Annotated in this window: 18 protein-coding genes; 6 read left to right on the forward strand and 12 right to left on the reverse strand. The window is 71.8% G+C overall.

What is annotated here, in order from left to right:
• Nucleotides 1–70: 70 nt before the first annotated feature.
• The 5 genes from ACF3NH_RS08820 to ddpX form a co-directional block, all read right to left on the reverse strand.
• Nucleotides 71–892, reverse strand: a complete 822-nt coding sequence (locus ACF3NH_RS08820; RefSeq protein ID WP_422922552.1) for an exodeoxyribonuclease III — start codon at nucleotides 890–892, stop codon at nucleotides 71–73.
• 92 nt (nucleotides 893–984) lie between these two features.
• Entirely contained in the window at nucleotides 985–1,668 is a 684-nt protein-coding gene (locus tag ACF3NH_RS08825; protein ID WP_422922553.1) for a fumarylacetoacetate hydrolase family protein, read from the reverse strand.
• Between the two features lie 250 nt (nucleotides 1,669–1,918).
• Complete coding sequence (locus tag ACF3NH_RS08830) at nucleotides 1,919–2,719, reverse strand: gamma-glutamyl-gamma-aminobutyrate hydrolase family protein (RefSeq protein WP_422922554.1); 801 nt, start codon at nucleotides 2,717–2,719, stop codon at nucleotides 1,919–1,921.
• Nucleotides 2,720–2,791: 72 nt separating this feature from the next.
• A complete protein-coding gene (locus tag ACF3NH_RS08835; protein ID WP_422922555.1) occupies nucleotides 2,792–3,433 on the reverse strand; it encodes a LolA family protein in 642 nt (213 codons plus the stop codon).
• 40 nt (nucleotides 3,434–3,473) lie between these two features.
• Nucleotides 3,474–4,022: a D-alanyl-D-alanine dipeptidase gene (gene ddpX / locus ACF3NH_RS08840; protein ID WP_198365275.1), complete on the reverse strand. Its 549-nt coding sequence runs from the start codon at nucleotides 4,020–4,022 to the stop codon at nucleotides 3,474–3,476.
• Between the two features lie 61 nt (nucleotides 4,023–4,083).
• On the opposite strand from ddpX, the gene tsaB reads away from it, so the two are divergent.
• A complete protein-coding gene (gene tsaB, locus ACF3NH_RS08845; RefSeq protein WP_422922556.1) occupies nucleotides 4,084–4,749 on the forward strand; it encodes a tRNA (adenosine(37)-N6)-threonylcarbamoyltransferase complex dimerization subunit type 1 TsaB in 666 nt (221 codons plus the stop codon).
• Nucleotides 4,742–5,197 carry a GNAT family N-acetyltransferase gene (locus ACF3NH_RS08850; protein ID WP_422922557.1) on the forward strand — a complete coding sequence of 152 codons (456 nt, stop codon included), beginning with the start codon at nucleotides 4,742–4,744 and terminating at the stop codon, nucleotides 5,195–5,197. Before tsaB ends, ACF3NH_RS08850 begins: the two co-directional genes overlap by 8 nt.
• Here the strand turns inward: ACF3NH_RS08850 and ACF3NH_RS08855 are convergent.
• Nucleotides 5,172–5,435 carry a sulfurtransferase TusA family protein gene (locus ACF3NH_RS08855; protein WP_198365278.1) on the reverse strand — a complete coding sequence of 88 codons (264 nt, stop codon included), beginning with the start codon at nucleotides 5,433–5,435 and terminating at the stop codon, nucleotides 5,172–5,174. The two genes, ACF3NH_RS08850 and ACF3NH_RS08855, sit on opposite strands and share 26 nt — an antisense overlap.
• 128 nt (nucleotides 5,436–5,563) lie before the next feature.
• On the opposite strand from ACF3NH_RS08855, the gene ACF3NH_RS08860 reads away from it, so the two are divergent.
• The 4 genes from ACF3NH_RS08860 to ACF3NH_RS08875 all read left to right on the forward strand — a co-directional run bounded on the left by ACF3NH_RS08860 (nucleotide 5,564) and on the right by ACF3NH_RS08875 (nucleotide 8,529).
• Nucleotides 5,564–6,007 carry a Ros/MucR family transcriptional regulator gene (locus tag ACF3NH_RS08860; protein WP_198365279.1) on the forward strand — a complete coding sequence of 148 codons (444 nt, stop codon included), beginning with the start codon at nucleotides 5,564–5,566 and terminating at the stop codon, nucleotides 6,005–6,007.
• 263 nt (nucleotides 6,008–6,270) lie between these two features.
• A complete protein-coding gene (locus tag ACF3NH_RS08865) occupies nucleotides 6,271–6,795 on the forward strand; it encodes a Fur family transcriptional regulator (protein ID WP_198365280.1) in 525 nt (174 codons plus the stop codon).
• Entirely contained in the window at nucleotides 6,792–7,598 is an 807-nt protein-coding gene (locus ACF3NH_RS08870) for a GNAT family N-acetyltransferase (RefSeq protein ID WP_422922558.1), read from the forward strand. The genes ACF3NH_RS08865 and ACF3NH_RS08870 overlap by 4 nt, the downstream gene beginning before the upstream one ends.
• 34 nt (nucleotides 7,599–7,632) lie before the next feature.
• Complete coding sequence (locus ACF3NH_RS08875; protein WP_422922559.1) at nucleotides 7,633–8,529, forward strand: lysophospholipid acyltransferase family protein; 897 nt, start codon at nucleotides 7,633–7,635, stop codon at nucleotides 8,527–8,529.
• 42 nt (nucleotides 8,530–8,571) lie between these two features.
• Here ACF3NH_RS08875 and ACF3NH_RS08880 read toward each other — a convergent pair whose 3' ends face one another.
• From ACF3NH_RS08880 to miaB, 6 genes are all read right to left on the reverse strand, one after another.
• A complete protein-coding gene (locus ACF3NH_RS08880) occupies nucleotides 8,572–9,024 on the reverse strand; it encodes a helix-turn-helix domain-containing protein (RefSeq protein ID WP_198365283.1) in 453 nt (150 codons plus the stop codon).
• Nucleotides 9,025–9,153: 129 nt separating this feature from the next.
• Nucleotides 9,154–10,698 (reverse strand): apolipoprotein N-acyltransferase, encoded by a 1,545-nt coding sequence (gene lnt / locus ACF3NH_RS08885; RefSeq protein WP_422922560.1) that lies wholly within the window; start codon nucleotides 10,696–10,698, stop codon nucleotides 9,154–9,156.
• Nucleotides 10,699–10,824: 126 nt separating this feature from the next.
• On the reverse strand, nucleotides 10,825–11,733 hold the full coding sequence (locus ACF3NH_RS08890) for a hemolysin family protein (protein WP_198365285.1): 909 nt from the start codon (nucleotides 11,731–11,733) through the stop codon (nucleotides 10,825–10,827).
• The gene (ybeY, locus tag ACF3NH_RS08895) at nucleotides 11,730–12,233 is read right to left on the reverse strand and encodes an rRNA maturation RNase YbeY (RefSeq protein WP_422922561.1); all 504 of its coding nucleotides are present in this window, start codon (nucleotides 12,231–12,233) and stop codon (nucleotides 11,730–11,732) included. Before ybeY ends, ACF3NH_RS08890 begins: the two co-directional genes overlap by 4 nt.
• A gap of 19 nt (nucleotides 12,234–12,252) precedes the next feature.
• Nucleotides 12,253–13,332: a PhoH family protein gene (locus ACF3NH_RS08900; RefSeq protein WP_422924747.1), complete on the reverse strand. Its 1,080-nt coding sequence runs from the start codon at nucleotides 13,330–13,332 to the stop codon at nucleotides 12,253–12,255.
• 56 nt (nucleotides 13,333–13,388) lie between these two features.
• A complete protein-coding gene (gene miaB / locus ACF3NH_RS08905; RefSeq protein WP_422922562.1) occupies nucleotides 13,389–14,765 on the reverse strand; it encodes a tRNA (N6-isopentenyl adenosine(37)-C2)-methylthiotransferase MiaB in 1,377 nt (458 codons plus the stop codon).
• Nucleotides 14,766–15,084: the final 319 nt, after the last annotated feature.

The raw sequence follows: 15,084 nt of genomic DNA on the forward strand, positions 1-15,084 counted from the left end.
TTTTCCGTGTTCGCCCGAGCCGAGCGGGAGGTTGCCAGGAGTTGATAACGGATTGCAACCTTGAGTTGCGTCAGGCTGCCGTTTTGCTCAGATCCAGCTCGACCATGACCGGCACGTGGTCGCTGGCCTGCGGCCATCCGCGCGCGGCCTTGAGCACCGTCCAGCCGGTCAGGGCGGGGGCCAGGTCGCGGCTGACCCAGACATGGTCGAGCCGCCGGCCGCGATCCGCCGCCTCCCAGTCCCGCGCCCGGTAGGACCACCAGGTGTAGAGCTTCTCGCTCGGCGGCACGAAATGGCGCAGCGCATCGTACCAGTGGCCGGCCTGCTGCCAGGCGGTGAGCGCCTCGACCTCGACGGGCGTGTGGGAGACGATCTTCAGGAGCTGCCGGTGGCTCCAGACGTCGTGCTCCAGCGGGGCGATGTTCAGGTCGCCCACCAGCACGCTGCGCCGCGACGGGCCACGCGCCCGGTTCCAGGCCGCCGCCTCGGCGACGAAGTCGAGCTTGTGGGCGAATTTCGGGTTCAGCGCCGGGTCGGGGATGTCGCCGCCGGCGGGGACATAGAAGTCATGCAGCTCCAGCCCCCCCGGCACGTCGAGGTCGACGCCCAGGTGCCGGCAATCGCCCTTGGCGCACCAGTCCGGGTCGTCGCCGCGCGGGGTGAAGGGAATGCGCGAGAGGATGGCGGTGCCGTTGTAGCCCTTCATGCCGCGCACCGCCCGGTGGCCGAAGCCCAGGGCCGCCACGCCCTCGTGCGGGAACAGCTCGTCCGGGCACTTGGTCTCCTGCAGGCAGAGCACGTCCGGCTCCAGCGCGCGCACGAGATCGGTCAGCAGCGGCAGGCGCAGCCGGACCGAGTTGATGTTCCAGGTGACGATGCGGAGCTTGGACATGGGCGCAGCAATAGGCGCGGGCGAGGGCGGGAAAAAGGCGCCGCCTCAACAAAAGAGGGCCGGCGGCGCCCCACCGCCGGCCCGCGGCCGGATCAGACCAGCCGGGTGCGGACCGTGCCGACGCCCTCGACCTCGCCTTCCAGCACGTCGCCCCGCACCACGGCGGCGACGCCCTCCGGCGTGCCGGTCATGATCAGGTCGCCGGGCGCCAGGGTGACGAGACGCGAGAGGTTGGCGATGATCTCCGGCACCGACCAGATCATCTTCGACAGATCGCTGCTCTGCCGCACCTGCCCGTTCACCTTGAGCTCGATCCGGCCCCTGGAGGGATCGACGCCCTCGGCCCGGACGATCGGGCCGATCGGGCAGGACTGGTCGAAGCCCTTGGCCATGTCCCAGGGCTTGCCGGTCTTCTTGGCCTGGGCCTGGAGGTCGCGGCGGGTCATGTCGAGGCCGGCGGCGTAGCCCCAGACATGCTTCAGCGCCGCCGATTCCGCGATGTCCTTGCCGCCGGTGCCGATGGCGATGACCAACTCCATCTCGTGATGCAGGTCGGAGGTGGCGGGCGGATAGGCCGTGTCGGCCCCGCCGGTCACCACGGCATCGAAGGGCTTGGTGAAATAGAAGGGCTGCTCTCGCGTCGGATCGCCGCCCATCTCGCGGGTATGCTCGGCATAATTGCGGCCGACGCAGAAAATCCGGCGAACGGGAAAGCTGCCGCCGCCCTGCACGGGGACACTGGCGGCGGGGGGGGCGGCAATGACGTAGTCGGACATGGATTCCTCCGTCTCGGGAGCCGGAGCTTAGACCCGGTGGCGGAGGCGCGAAATGGGGGGAGGGGCGCGGAAAGGACGGCGCCCGGCCAGGGGGGTGGCCGGGCGCCTTGGGGGGATCATTCCTTGGGGGAATGGTCGGGTCGGCTGGGGTACCGATCCGATATCAAGATGGCAGGTTTGCAGGGAAAAATAAGGGTTTTCCACAGCAGTTCAAAAACGTTTGATCGCCCCTCTTGAGGCTTGGCTGTGGCTATTCCGCCGCAATCGCCGGCGTGGCCGTGCCGCGCCGCTGGCCCGCCCAGCGGCAGGCCTCGGCGCCGAAGCTTTCGAAGAGCCGGCGCGAGAGCGCGTCCTCCGCCCAGTCGTATTCCGGATGCCACTGCACGCCAACGGCGAATCCCTTGGCGTCCTCGACATGCGCCGCCTCGATGGTGCCGTCCGGCGCCCAGGCCTCGGGCACCAGGCGCGGCGCCGGCCGGGCCACGCCCTGGTTGTGCAGCGAGTTCACCGGCACCGAGTCGGGAGACCAGGCCAGACCGGCCCAGAGCCGTGCCAGCCGGCCCTCGGGGGAGACGCGGATGGCATGCGCCTTGCCGGTGCGGACGCGCGGCAACGCCTGATCGACCGGCGTCGAATGGTCCAGCCGGCCGGGCAGATCCTGGATGCGCTGGTCCAGCGTGCCGCCGAGGGCCACGTTCAGCTCCTGGAAGCCCCGGCAGATGGCCAGCAGCGGCATGCCGGTGGCCAGCGCGGCGCGGATCAGCGGCAGCGTGGTGGCGTCCCGGTCCGGGTCCTCCGGCGTGCCCTCGAGATGCGGCGGCCCGGCATAGAGGCCCGGCTGCACGTTGGAGCGGCTGCCGGTGAGCAGCAGCCCGTCGAGCCGCGGCAGGATCTCCTCCGCCACGCCCTCGCCGGCCGCGGGGATCAGCAGCGGCACGCCGCCGACCGGCCCCAGCACCACCTTGATATAGTGGTCCGACACCGCGTGGTTGGGCATGGCGAAGGCCCCGAAGGCCTTCATGCAGCAGGGAATACCGATCAGCGGGCGCATGCGCCAAAGGTCGCGCCGCGCGGTGGCGCAATCAAGGCATGATTTCGCCGTGTCCGGGCGGTCAGGGCTGCGTCAGCGGCGGCCCTCGTCCTCGAAGAAGCGGGGATCGTTGAAGGTGAAGAGGCGGCGGTCCAGCGGCATCCCGGTCTGGATCTGCGTCAGCGTCACCCGCGTCTGGCGGCCCTGGCCGTCCACGACGACCCATTGCCGCAGCTCCATCGGCTCCTCCTGCAGCACGAGGGTGAGGCGCCCCTCGGCCGGGTTCTCCCGCCGCCGCAGGGTGATGCCGAGGAAGCCGCCCTGGCGCTCGACACCCATCACCTCGACATCGCCGCCGAAGCGGATCTGCGGCCGCAGCAGCAGGCCAAGCGGGGTCGAGGAGACGGGAACGATGGAGGGCTGCTTCAGCTCGCGGTCATAATAGAGGAACTGGCTGTCCGAGGCGACGAGCAGCAGCGGCTCCGGCGGGTCGTACTCGAAGCGCATCCGGCCGGGCCGGGCGATGAAGGCGGTGCCCTCGGCCGAGCCGCCGTTCTGCGCCACCTGCAGGAAGCGCGCCCGCAGCGTGGTGATGCCGTTGAGATAGGCCTCCGCCCGGGCCAGCAGGGCCTGTTGCTGCTGCGGCGTCAGCCGCTGCTGGGCACGGGCGGCCGAGGGGAAGGCCAAGGGGAGAGCCAGAGCCAGGGCGGAGAGCAGGGCGGTGCGGCGGAGCATGGCGCCTATCTGGCGTCGCATCGGGGCGAAAGGAAGGCCGTCACATCGGGCCCGCCGGCACGGCGGCCGCCGCCAGCGGCGGGAAGTCGCGGAATTCGGGGAGCTGGTAGTGCCACCATTCCAGCCGGTAGTGGTCCCACCCGGCGGCGGTCATCAGCCCGAGCAGCAGGGCGCGGTTGCGCTGATCCTCCGCCGGCACGCCCGGATGGCCATGCGCCGATTCCGGCGCGACGGCGTCGAAGCCGGTGCCCATCGGCAGCTCCGCCCCCGTCGCCGCGTCACAGAGCGTCAGGTCCACCGCGGCGCCGCGCGGATGGACGCCGCCGCGCCGCGGGTCGGAGACGAAGCGCTTGTCCTCCACCGCGTGCCACAGCGCCCATTGCGCCTCGATCGGGCGGAAGGCGTCGAAGACCTTGAGCCGCAGGCCCCAGGCGCGGGCCTGGTCGCGCGCGGCCAGCAGGCGCCGGCGGGCGAGCGGCAGCAGCAGCGCCACCGGGCGGCGGTAGATCGGCACGCCGGCCAGGTTGTCGGGCGTGGCGTAGCGGAGGTCGAGGAGGAGGCCGTCCTCCTCCGTGATCGGCTGGAGCATGGCCGCATCCTGGCACTCCGGCCCGGTTTCGTTGAGGCCCGTTTCGGCCTATGCAGCGGCGATGCGGATCCTGGCACTGGATGGCGCCCTGGCGCGGGCCTCGGCGGCGGTTTGGACGGAGGGGCGGGTCGCCGCCGCCGCCCAGGCCGATGGCGCGCGGGGCCAGGCGGTGGCGCTGCCGCCGATGGCCGCGCGCGTGCTGCGCGAGGCGGGGCTGGCGGCGCCCGAGCTGGACGCGGTGGCGGCGGTGGTGGGGCCCGGCGGCTTCACCGGCCTGCGCGCCGCGCTGGCGCTGGCGCAGGGCCTGGCCCTGGGCGCCGGCTGCCCCGCCTTCGGCGTCACCACCGGCGAGGCGCTGCTGGCCGCCCTGCCGCCGGCGTCGCGGGCCGGCCGGCCGGCCTGGTCGGTCACCGACACCCGGCGCGGCCACCTGTTGCTGGAGAGCTTCGCCCCGGATGCCGAGACGCCGGAGGGGCCGCCGCGCCCCTTCGATCTGGCGGCGCTGCCGCCGCCGCCCGAGGGGCTGGTGCTGGTCGGCGACATGGCGCCCCTGGTCGCGGCGGCGCTGCGGGAGCGCGGCGCGGCGCCCTGGCTCAGCGACAGCCTGCTGCCCGAGGCCGGCGCGGTCGCCGCGCTGGTGGCGCGGCGGCTGGCCTCGGGCCTGCCGCTCCGGCCGGCCCTGCCGCTCTATGTCGAGCCGCCGGCGGTGCGGGGGCCGCATGACTGAGGCGGCGCCCGCGTCCGCGCCCGAGTCGGTGGGGGCCGAGGCGGCGGCGGCGCTGGCCCCGCTGCACGCCGCCGCCTTCCCGCCGGCGGAGCGGTGGGGCGCCGAGGCGCTGTGCCTGATGCTGGAGATGCCGGGCGCCTTCGCCCTGCTCTGCCCGGAGGAGGGCTTCATCATCGCCCGGGTGGCGGCGGACGAGGCGGAGATCCTGACGCTGGCGGTGGCGCCGGAGGCGCGCCGCCGGGGGGTGGCGCGGCGGCTGCTGCAGGCGGCGTCGCGCCAGGCGGCCGGGCGCGGTGCCGCGCGCCTCTTCCTGGAGGTCGCGGTCGGCAATGCCGCGGCACGGGGCCTCTATGAAGGCGCCGGCTTCACCGTGGCCGGGCTGCGGCCCCGGTACTACGCCGATGGCGGGGACGCGCTGGTGCTCAGCCGCCGCCTTTGCGGAGCCTGAGCCAGAGGCTGCCATCCGGTTGCTCGGTGGCGTCGAGCACGGCATGGCCCTGCTCGACGGCGGTGCGCGGGATATTGGCGCGCGGCTCCTCGCCCCGGAGCTTGACCAGCAGAATTCCGCCGGGCGCCAGCCGGTCCAGTGCCAACCGCGTGCGAACGAAGGTCATCGGGCAAGTCTCGGTTGTGATATCGATGGACTTGTCATGGTGTAATTCTTGTGACGCGCGGTCCTGGGACATGCTCTTCATCGTCTTCGATTTTTGCCGATTGGGCGTTGCGAAACACCTTAACCTGCCGATATCTTGACTCAAGTCATGACGTTGGCGGCGTCTAGGCTGTGTTCACATTTCTGCATAAAGGCTGAGGGATGTCTGAAGAACAGGGCGCCCGGGAATTGCTCGGACTAACGGCCCAGATCGTCGCTGCGCATGTTTCCAACAATCCCGTGCCACTGGCCGAGGTGCCTTTACTGATCGAGCAGGTCCATCGCACGTTGCACGGACTTGGCGCCGCGCCGATCGTCGCGCCGGCCCCGGTCGAGCGGCCACAGCCCGCCGTGCCGGTGAAGAAGTCCGTCACGGACGAGTATCTTGTCTGTCTCGAGGACGGCAAGAAGCTCAAGATGCTGAAGCGTCATCTCAAGACCGCCTATGACATGACGCCGGAGCAGTATCGCGAACGCTGGGGCCTGCCGCCGGACTATCCGATGGTGGCGCCGAACTATGCCCGCCACCGCTCCTCCCTGGCCAAGAAGATCGGCCTCGGCACCAAGCCGCGCACCACCCGCCCGCGGCGCGGCGCGGCGGGCTGAGGTTTCCCACCCTTCGGCGCCAGCGGCGGAGGGGCGCGCAGGGCAGGTTTTCGCTGGCGCCTTGCCTTGCCGGGGCGATAGTGGCATGGCAGCCGCGTCGGCGGTCGCGGTGACTCGTGGCGCGGGCATGGTGATGGTCCACAGGGCCACCGGTGGCGCCGGGACGGGCCCGGCTTGGCGGCCCCCGCCATCGTGTCATACAAGCCGGAGGACGGAGAGGCAGACCTTCGCCGCCCGGCACAGGAGAGCTTCCGACCATCCCCATGGACACGCGCACCGATACGCCCCAGACCGCCGCGGCCACCAAGCCCGATCCTCTGCGCATCGAGCGGCTGTGTGTCGAGCGCGGCCTGAAGATGACGGGGCAGCGCCGGCTGATCGCGCGCGTGCTCTCGGAATCGCTCGACCATCCGGATGTCGAGGAACTCTACCGCCGCGCCCTGGCCCTCGATTCGCGCGTCTCCATCGCCACGGTCTATCGCACCGTGCGGCTGCTGGAGGAGAAGGGCATCCTGGAGCGGCATGACTTCGGCGGCGGCCGCGCCCGCTACGAGCCGACCGATCATGGCCACCACTACCACCTGATCGACATCGATTCCGGCAAGGTCATCGAGTTCTCCGACGCGCAGCACGAGGCCCTGGCCGAGGCCATCGCCGCGCGCCTCGGCTTCAGCCTGATCGGCCACCGGCTGGAACTCTTCGGCCGCCGCGCGCCCGAGGCGAAGGGCGCGGCCGGGGCCACGACGGCGCGCCGCTCCGGGCGCCGCCGCGCCGGAGAGGATGCATGATCGCTGCGGAGGCCGGCTTCGGGGAACTGCGCAGCGGCAATCTCGGCGTCCGGATCGCGACCACGGCGGCCGAGATCGACGCAGCCCAGGCGCTCCGCTACCGCGTCTTCTACGAGGAGATGGGCGCCCAGCCCGATGCCGCCGCCGCTGCCGCCCGGCGGGACAGCGATGCCTTCGATGCCGTGGCCGACCATCTGCTGGTGCTGGACCACAACCTGGGCGAGGACGCCGCGGCGGTGGTGGGCACCTATCGCCTGATCCGCCGGCAGGCCGCGGAGCGCGCGGGCGGCTTCTACTCGGCCTCGGAATACGATCTGGGCCCGCTGCTGGACACCTGCGAGCGGGTGCTGGAGCTGGGCCGCTCCTGCGTCGACACCGCCTATCGCAGCAAGGCCGCGATGCAGCTGCTCTGGTCCGGCATCGCCGCCTATGTCGCCAAGCACCGGGTGGAGCTGATGTTCGGTTGCGCCAGTTTGCGCGGCACCGACCTCAACGCCCTGGCGATGCAGCTCACCTACCTCTACCGCAACCACCTGGCGCCGCCGGAGATACGGCCGCGCGCCCTCGCCGAGCGCTATGTGGCCATGGATCTGATGGAGGCCGCGCGCGTCGATCCGCGTGCCGCGCTGGCCGATCTGCCGCCGCTGGTGAAGGGCTATCTGCGGTTGGGCGGCTTCGTCGGCGACGGGGCGGTGATCGACGATCAGTTCAACACCACCGATGTCTGCGTCGTGGTCAAGACCGATCTGGTGACCCGGAAGTATTCCCGCCACTACGAGCTGCAGCTGGGCGGCAAGGACTGAGGCTGGCATCAGGCCGGAAGGAAGGATGCCGCCGATGGCCGATCGCCAGGACAGCCGCGCCGCGCCGCGCCGCGGGGACATGCCGCGCAAGGCCGCCCTGCCGGAGGGGACCCCCTCGCTCTGGGAGCAGCCGGCGGAATCCGGGCGGCGGCTGCGCGCCATCCGGCGCACCGTCTCGGTCGTGCTCTGGACCCTGGCCTGCATCCCGGTGCAGAGCGTGCTGGTGCGGCTGCCGGGGGGTGGCAAGCGGCGCTTCGCCCGGTTCTACCATCGGGTCGCCTGCCGGCTGATCGGCCTGCGGCTGCGCGTGGTCGGCGCGCCGGCGCCGGATCATCCGACGCTCTTCCTGTCGAACCATTCCTCGTGGCTGGACATCCCGGTGCTGGGCGCCACGCTGGAGGCGGCCTTCGTCTCCAAGGCGGAGGTCGGCGAATGGCCGGTGGTCCGGACCGTGGCCCGGCTGGGCCGGACGGTCTTCGTCAGTCGCAGCCGTGGCCGCACGGGCGACGAGGCCCGGGCAATGCGCGACCGCCTGCGGGAAGGCGGCAGCCTGATCCTCTTCCCCGAGGGCACCAGCAACGACGGCACCCGCGTGCTGCCGTTCCGGTCCTCCTTCCTGGCGGTGGCGGATGCGGCGACGCGCGTGCAGCCGGTCTCGGTGGTCTATGACCGGGTCGGCGGCCTGCCCGCGGGCCGGCGCGACCGGCCGGATTACGCCTGGTATGGCGACATGGAGATCGGCAGCCACTTCTGGCGGCTGGTGCATCGCCCGCCGGCGCAGGTCACGGTGCTGCTGCACCCGCCGGTCGATCCGAAGGAGTTCCCCAACCGCAAGGTGTTGAGCGCGGCGGTCGAACGTGTTGTGGGCGAGGGAGCGGCACAGTTGCGGCAGAATCGCCCGGCCACTCCGCTGGCGATCCCGATGAGGTAGGGCCGGCTTCCCGCCTGCCTTACCCCGGCATGCCCCGCGCCGTCAGACGTCGGTGGGCGCGAGGCTCTTGATCAGGTCGAAGACGCGCTTGCGGACGGCCGGCTCGGTGATCCGGTAATAGGCGCGGACCAGCTCCAGCGTCTCCCTCTTGTGGAGGGTGTCATCCTCGAAGCCTTCCTGGCTCTCGGCGAAGCCGCCCATGCGCGAGCGCAGGGCGCCGTTGCCGCCCATGGCGTCGGGCATGTCGTCGAAGAAGAAACCGATCGGCACATCGAGCACCCGCGCCAGGTCGAACAGGCGGCTGGCGCCGATCCGGTTGACGCCGCGCTCGTACTTCTGGACCTGCTGGAAGGTCAGGCCGAGCGCCTCGCCCAGCTTCTCCTGGCTCATCCCCATCAGGGTACGGCGCAGCCGGACACGGGTTCCGACATGCACGTCGATCGGGCTCGGCCGGTGTTCCCGCTCAGTGCGCTCCTGAACTTCGCCGCTCGCCATGCTGAAACCTCCGCCAGTTGCCACAGACCGCTAGGTCTGCTGCGGATCCGGGCGGGGTTCCACCCGCCAGCTCCCTGCATGACCATCGCCTTGCTCTGTTGTAGGATCTAAGGATCGGGTAGCTTTTTGTCAACTCTTTCGAGAATTCTCAATTATGATACGAATCCGGTCACCAAACCCTTGTTTCGGTGTGCCGGATGGCAGTTTCGCAACTCCAAACGCCAGTGCCGCGAAAAGGATTGCAAAAATATCACCGAAACGTGCAAATGGGGTGGCAGGCCGGGCGCCCGGCAGGGACGCCAGGACGCTGCCCTCCTCGCCCAGCCCGATCCGTGCCGTCACCCGGCCCGAGGCGTCGAAGACCGCGGAAACGCCGGTCTGCGCCACCCGCACCAGCGGCAGCCCTTCCTCCACCGCGCGGAGCCGCGCCGCCGCCAGATGCTGGTAGGGGCCGGCGGAGACGCCGAACCAGGCATCATTGGTGATGTTGAGCAGCCAGGCCGGGCGCGACGCGGGCGCCACCGCGCCGGGGAAGATCACCTCGTAGCAGATCAACGGGCTGAATGGCGGCAGGCCGGCCGGGGCCAGCGCCACCGGGCCGGGGCCGGCGGAGAAATCCAGCCCGCCCTGCACCACGCGAATCGGGATCAGCCCGCGTAGCGGCATGTACTCGCCGAAGGGCACGAGATGCGCCTTGTCGTAGACGGCAAGCAGCCGCCCGTCCGGCGCGATGGCGGAGAGGCTGTTGAACACGCGCTCCGCCCGCTGGTCCGCCCCCCATTCGGCGCGCACCGATCCGGCCAGCAGCACCGCGCCGGGGGGCAGCACGCGGCTGGCGTAGTCGCGGGCGGCGGGATCGTTCGGCAGCAGGAAGGGGCTGGCGGTCTCGGGCCAGATGACCACCAGCGGCACCTCCGCCGGGGCATGAGCGGCTCCTGATTGACTCAACTCCAGGTAGCGACGAAAGATCGGCCACCTCTGATCCTCGCGCCACTTCGCTTCCTGCGCGACATTGCCCTGGACCAGCAGAAGATTGACCCCCGGCGGCGCCGGCTCCGGCTGGGTCAGGCGCAGCCCGCCGAACAGGCCGAGCGCCGCCAGGGTCAGGGCGCCCGCCGCCCAGCCGCGCCGGCCGAATCGCGGCAGGCCCGCCAGCAGCAGCGTCAGCAGGGACAGGCCGTGCACGCCGATCCAGGCGGCGGATTGCAGCGGCAGGGCATGGAAGGCCCAGACCGTGCCGAGGAGGTTCCAGGGAAAGCCGGTGAGGAGGTAGCCGCGCAGGATCTCCATCGCCACCCAGGCGCCGGCCAGGGCCAGCCAGCGCCGCCAGCCCGGCCGGGCCCACCAGGCCAGCAGGCAGGCCACCGCGACATAGGCGGCCAGCGGCAGGGCCAGCCCCGGCACGGCGATCGGCACCAGCCAGCCCCAGCGCCAGGGATCGGTCAGCAGGGCGTGGCTGATCCAGTAGAGGCCAAGGAGGTGATGCCCCCAGCCCCAGGCCAGGCCGGTCAGGGCGGCGCGCTTCCAGTCCGGTGCCGCGTCCAGCAGGCGCAGCAGGCCGGGAATGGCCAGCAGCAGCACCGGCACGAGGTACAGCGGCGGCAGGGCCAGGGCCGAGAGGAGGCCGAGCCCGAAGGCGGCGAGCAAGGGGCGGCGCAGGAGCAGGGAGGACAAGGCGACGGCTATCCCTCGACATCGCGGGAGGCGCCGGCTTAGCGCGGATGGCGCGCGGGCGGAATTGCCGGAGGCCCACGGCCGGGGCCAGGTGGGGGGGCGGGGCGGCCCCCCCCGGCCGCGCAGCTATTCCGCGGCGGCCTTCTGGGTGGCCGCGTTCACCCCCGGGCGTCGCACCCGCAGGCGGCGAATGCGGCGCGGATCGGCGTCCAGCACGCGGAACTCGAGCCCGGAGGAATGCGAGACCAGCTCGCCCCGGGCCGGCACGCGCCCGGCCAGGGTGAAGACCAGGCCGCCCACCGTGTCGATGTCCTGCTCCCGCTCGTCCTCGGTCAGCACCGGGCCGATCCGGCCCTCGAAGGTCTCGATCGGGGTCCGGGCGTCGAGGTCGATCAACCCGTCGGGGCGCTCGACGATCTGCGGCGGCGCGTCCTCGTCGTGCTCGTCCGAGATGTCGCCGGTGATGGTCTCGACCAGGTCCTCGATGGTCACCAGCCCGTCGATGCCGCCATACTCGTCCACCACCAGCGCCAGATGCATGCGCGCCTGGCGCATCTGCAGCAGCAGGTCCAGCACCGGAATGGAGGGCACGACGAAGAGCGGCTTGCGGATCACCGCGGCCATGCTGAAGGGCGCCTCGCGCCCGACGCTGGCGAAGACGTCCTTGATGTGGACCATGCCGACGATCTCGTCGAGCTGCTCGCGGTAGACCGGGAAGCGGCTGTGGCCCTCGCGCTGGATCAGCCGGATGGCCTGCTCCAGCGTCAGGTCCTCGGACATGGCGACGATATCGGCGCGCGGCACCATGACATCGGCCGCCGTCTTGCCGCGCAGCTTGAGCACATTGGCCAGCATGGCGCGCTCCTGCGCGTCCAGCTCGGGGCGTGGCGGGCCGTCATGCTCGTGGTGCTCGTTGTGGTCCCGGCCCTCGACAAGGGCCTCCACCTGATCGCGCACGCTCTCGGCGGCGCGGCGGCGCAGCAGGCCCTGCAGCCTCCAGAGGATGCCCTCGCGGGTCTCGCGCGTCTCGCTCATGTCACGCCCCGCCAGGGGTTGGGCATGTTGAGGCGGCGCATGATGCGGGCCTCGGCGCGCTCCATGCGGCGGGCCTCGCCGGCGGCGATGTGGTCATGGCCGCCCAGATGCAGCGTGCCATGCGCCACCAGGTGCGCCAGATGCGCGGCCACGCGGCGCCGGGCGCCACGCGCCTCGCGCCGCACCACGCCGAGGGCGAGGGCGATGTCGCCCAGATGGCCGAAGCCTTCTCCCGGGAAGGAGAGCACGTTGGTCGGCTTGACCTTGCCGCGATGCCGCCCGTTCAGCCGCTTCACCGAGCGATCGTCGGTCAGCAGCACGGTCATCGCCCCGGCCGGAGCGCCCGGCGGGGCCTCCCGCAGGTCGAAGCCGTCGCCGGCCATCTCGGCCCAGGCGGCTTCAGCGGCACGGCGCGCCAGTTCCTCGGCCCGCGGCACCGCCGCGCGCCATGCCGGGGCATCGATGACAACGACGACCTCCGGCTCCGAAAGCCCAGCCACCCCTCGGTGGCCGGGCGCACTACTTCCCGGTTCCATCACTCTCCTTCCTGCCGCGGCGGGCCAGTCCCGCCCCGGCGCCGTCCGGCCCGCCCTGTCTGGCGAGGCCACCGGCCGATTGATCGGCACGGTTATACGCGGCGACGATGCGCGCCACCAGCGGATGTCGCACCACGTCCTGCTCGCCGAAGCGGCTGACGCCGATGCCCTCCACCCCGTCGAGGATGGAGAGCGCCTCCACCAGCCCCGACCGCTGCCCCGGCGGCAGGTCCACCTGGGAGGGATCGCCGGTGACGACCATCCGGGTGCCTTCGCCCATGCGGGTGAGGAACATCTTGATCTGCGCCGGGGTGGTGTTCTGCGCCTCGTCCAGGATGGCGTAGCAATGCGCCAGCGTGCGGCCGCGCATGAAGGCGAGCGGCGCGATCTCGATCTCGCCGGAGACGATGCGCCGCTGCACCTGGTCGGCCGGCATCATGTCGTGCAGCGCGTCGTAGAGCGGGCGGAGATAGGGATCGACCTTCTCCTTCATGTCGCCGGGCAGGAAGCCGAGCCGCTCGCCGGCCTCCACCGCCGGGCGCGAGAGCACGATGCGGTCGACCCGCCCGGCCTGCAGCAGGGCCACGCCCTGGGCCACGGCGAGATAGGTCTTGCCGGTGCCGGCCGGGCCGATGCCGAAGACCATGTCGCGCCGCGCCAGCTGCTCGATATAGGCCGCCTGGGCGTGGCTGCGCGGCGCGATGGCGCCCTTGCGGGTGCGGATCGCCGGCAGGTCGGCCAGCGGCAGGCGCGGCTCGGCGCCGCCCTCGGGCGCGGCGGGCTGGCCTTCCGCCAGCCGCAGCGCCGCCTCCAGCTCGGCCATGCCCACCGTCTCGCCCCGCTCCAGCTGCCGCCACAGGCTGCGCAGCGCCAGCTCCGCCACATGGCTGCCCTCGGGCGCGCCGATGATGGACAGGCGGTTGCCCCGGCTGGCCAGCCGCACGCCCAGCCGCTGCTCGATCCGCGCCAGGTGCCGGTCATGCTCGCCATAGAGCAGCGGCAGCAGCGCGTTGTCGTCGAACTGCAGGGTGACGGAGCGGGCGGCGGAGACGGTGTCAGCCATCAGGGGCCGGTCCAGGGCGCGGGGATTGGCGCGGAGCGCGATGGGGGCGGTGTTGCTCAAGCGCAGGCAAGCTCCTTCTCTTCGAGAAGCAGGGCGGAGAGGGAATTCGGGTGCGCGGCGGCGATGCGCGCCCGGGCCAGGCTGCCGGCCAGGCGGGCCGGGCCGGTCACATGCACCGGCTGCAGCCAGGGGGTGCGGCCCACCATCTGGCCGGGATGCCGCCCCGGCCCGGTGAACAGGATCTCGCACTCCCGCCCGACGCAGGCGCGGTTGAAATCATCCTGCTGGCGCCGCAGCAGCGCCTGCAATTCCTGCAGCCGCGCATCCTTCACCGTCTCGGCCACCTGGAGGGGCTGGCCGGCGGCGGGGGTGCCGGGACGCGGCGAATACTTGAAGGAATAGGCCAGGGCGAAGCCGACCTTCTCCACCAGCGCCATGGTCGCCGCGTGGTCGGCATCCGTCTCGCCCGGATGGCCGACGATGAAGTCGGAGGAGAGCGCCATGTCGGGCCGCGCCTCGCGCAGCTGGTCGGCGATGCGGAGGAACAGCTCGGCCTTGTGCTGGCGGTTCATGGCCTGGAGCACCCTGTCCGAGCCGCTCTGCACCGGCAGGTGCAGGAAGGGCATCAGCTGCGGGATGCGGCCATGCGCCGCGATCAGCGCATCGTCCATGTCGCGCGGGTGGCTGGTGGTGTAGCGCAGCCGCGCCAGCCCATCGATCTCCGCCAGCGCGTACAGCAGGCGCGACAGCGTCCAGGCCGAGCCGTCCGGCGCCTCGCCATGCCAGGCGTTCACGTTCTGCCCGAGCAGCGCGATCTCCCGCGCGCCGCCGGCGACCAGCCGCCGCGCCTCGGCCAGGATGGCGGCGACGGGGCGGGAGAACTCGGCACCGCGCGTGTAGGGCACCACGCAGAAGGAACAGAACTTGTCGCAGCCCTCCTGGATGGTCAGGAAGGCGATCGGGCCCTGGCTGGCGTTCACCTCGGGCAGCAGGTCGAATTTCTGTTCCACCGGGAAATCGGTGTCGATCTGCGCGCCCGCCGCGCGGCTGGCGCGGGCCACCATCTCCGGCAGGCGGTGATAGGTCTGCGGCCCCAGCACGATATCGACCCAGGGGGCGCGGGCGGTGATCTCGGCGCCCTCGGCCTGGGCCACGCAGCCGGCGACCGCCAGCACCATCTTCTGCCCCGCCGCTTCCTTCCCGGCCTTCAGCAGGCGCAGCCGGCCGAGGTCCGAGAACACCTTCTCCGCCGCCTTCTCGCGGATATGGCAGGTGTTGAGGATGACCATGTCGGCCTCCTCCGGCGTCTCGGCCGGGCCATAGCCCAGCGGCGCCAGGACATCCGCCATGCGGGCGCTGTCATAGACGTTCATCTGGCAGCCCCAGGTGCGGATGAAGAGCCGCTTGCGCGGGGCGGTGGGCGAGGTGGTCATGACGTGAAGCACCCTGGACATCGGGGGGAGGGCGGTGCCCGGCGGCACAGGCCGGCCAGGGCCACCCCGGTCCGGGGCGGCGAACTGGGCGGATGTGCGGGGCGCGTGGCCGCGGGTCAAGCGGCTTCACCCCCCGAGACCGCGGATTCGAGCGGCGATCCAGGGCGCGTCATGCTGCAGGCAGAGTTGCGGATGCGGCCTCGCCGGGTCAAGCCAATCCGGTCGCGGCGACATGACGTTGCGGAGAATTCCGCCGCCCCCGGACCAGACCGGCCTGCCGTCAGGCCGCATCAGGCATCGCTTCCCGGCGATTCCGCCG

The sequence above is a fragment of the Pseudoroseomonas sp. WGS1072 genome (assembly GCF_049340465.1).
Classification (GTDB): Bacteria; Pseudomonadota; Alphaproteobacteria; order Acetobacterales; family Acetobacteraceae; genus Pseudoroseomonas.

What these genes read in the sequence shown, in the direction of transcription:
- ACF3NH_RS08820 (WP_422922552.1), bottom strand. Translation starts at nt 892, where the DNA reads ATGTCCAAGCTCCGCATCGTCACCTGGAACATCAACTCGGTCCGGCTG.
- ACF3NH_RS08825 (WP_422922553.1), bottom strand. Translation starts at nt 1,668, where the DNA reads ATGTCCGACTACGTCATTGCCGCCCCCCCCGCCGCCAGTGTCCCCGTG.
- ACF3NH_RS08830 (WP_422922554.1), bottom strand. Translation starts at nt 2,719, where the DNA reads ATGCGCCCGCTGATCGGTATTCCCTGCTGCATGAAGGCCTTCGGGGCC.
- ACF3NH_RS08835 (WP_422922555.1), bottom strand. Translation starts at nt 3,433, where the DNA reads ATGCTCCGCCGCACCGCCCTGCTCTCCGCCCTGGCTCTGGCTCTCCCC.
- ddpX (WP_198365275.1), bottom strand. Translation starts at nt 4,022, where the DNA reads ATGCTCCAGCCGATCACGGAGGAGGACGGCCTCCTCCTCGACCTCCGC.
- tsaB (WP_422922556.1), top strand. Translation starts at nt 4,084, where the DNA reads ATGCGGATCCTGGCACTGGATGGCGCCCTGGCGCGGGCCTCGGCGGCG.
- ACF3NH_RS08850 (WP_422922557.1), top strand. Translation starts at nt 4,742, where the DNA reads ATGACTGAGGCGGCGCCCGCGTCCGCGCCCGAGTCGGTGGGGGCCGAG.
- ACF3NH_RS08855 (WP_198365278.1), bottom strand. Translation starts at nt 5,435, where the DNA reads ATGTCCCAGGACCGCGCGTCACAAGAATTACACCATGACAAGTCCATC.
- ACF3NH_RS08860 (WP_198365279.1), top strand. Translation starts at nt 5,564, where the DNA reads ATGTCTGAAGAACAGGGCGCCCGGGAATTGCTCGGACTAACGGCCCAG.
- ACF3NH_RS08865 (WP_198365280.1), top strand. Translation starts at nt 6,271, where the DNA reads ATGGACACGCGCACCGATACGCCCCAGACCGCCGCGGCCACCAAGCCC.
- ACF3NH_RS08870 (WP_422922558.1), top strand. Translation starts at nt 6,792, where the DNA reads ATGATCGCTGCGGAGGCCGGCTTCGGGGAACTGCGCAGCGGCAATCTC.
- ACF3NH_RS08875 (WP_422922559.1), top strand. Translation starts at nt 7,633, where the DNA reads ATGGCCGATCGCCAGGACAGCCGCGCCGCGCCGCGCCGCGGGGACATG.
- ACF3NH_RS08880 (WP_198365283.1), bottom strand. Translation starts at nt 9,024, where the DNA reads ATGGCGAGCGGCGAAGTTCAGGAGCGCACTGAGCGGGAACACCGGCCG.
- ACF3NH_RS08890 (WP_198365285.1), bottom strand. Translation starts at nt 11,733, where the DNA reads ATGAGCGAGACGCGCGAGACCCGCGAGGGCATCCTCTGGAGGCTGCAG.
- ACF3NH_RS08900 (WP_422924747.1), bottom strand. Translation starts at nt 13,332, where the DNA reads ATGGCTGACACCGTCTCCGCCGCCCGCTCCGTCACCCTGCAGTTCGAC.
- miaB (WP_422922562.1), bottom strand. Translation starts at nt 14,765, where the DNA reads ATGACCACCTCGCCCACCGCCCCGCGCAAGCGGCTCTTCATCCGCACC.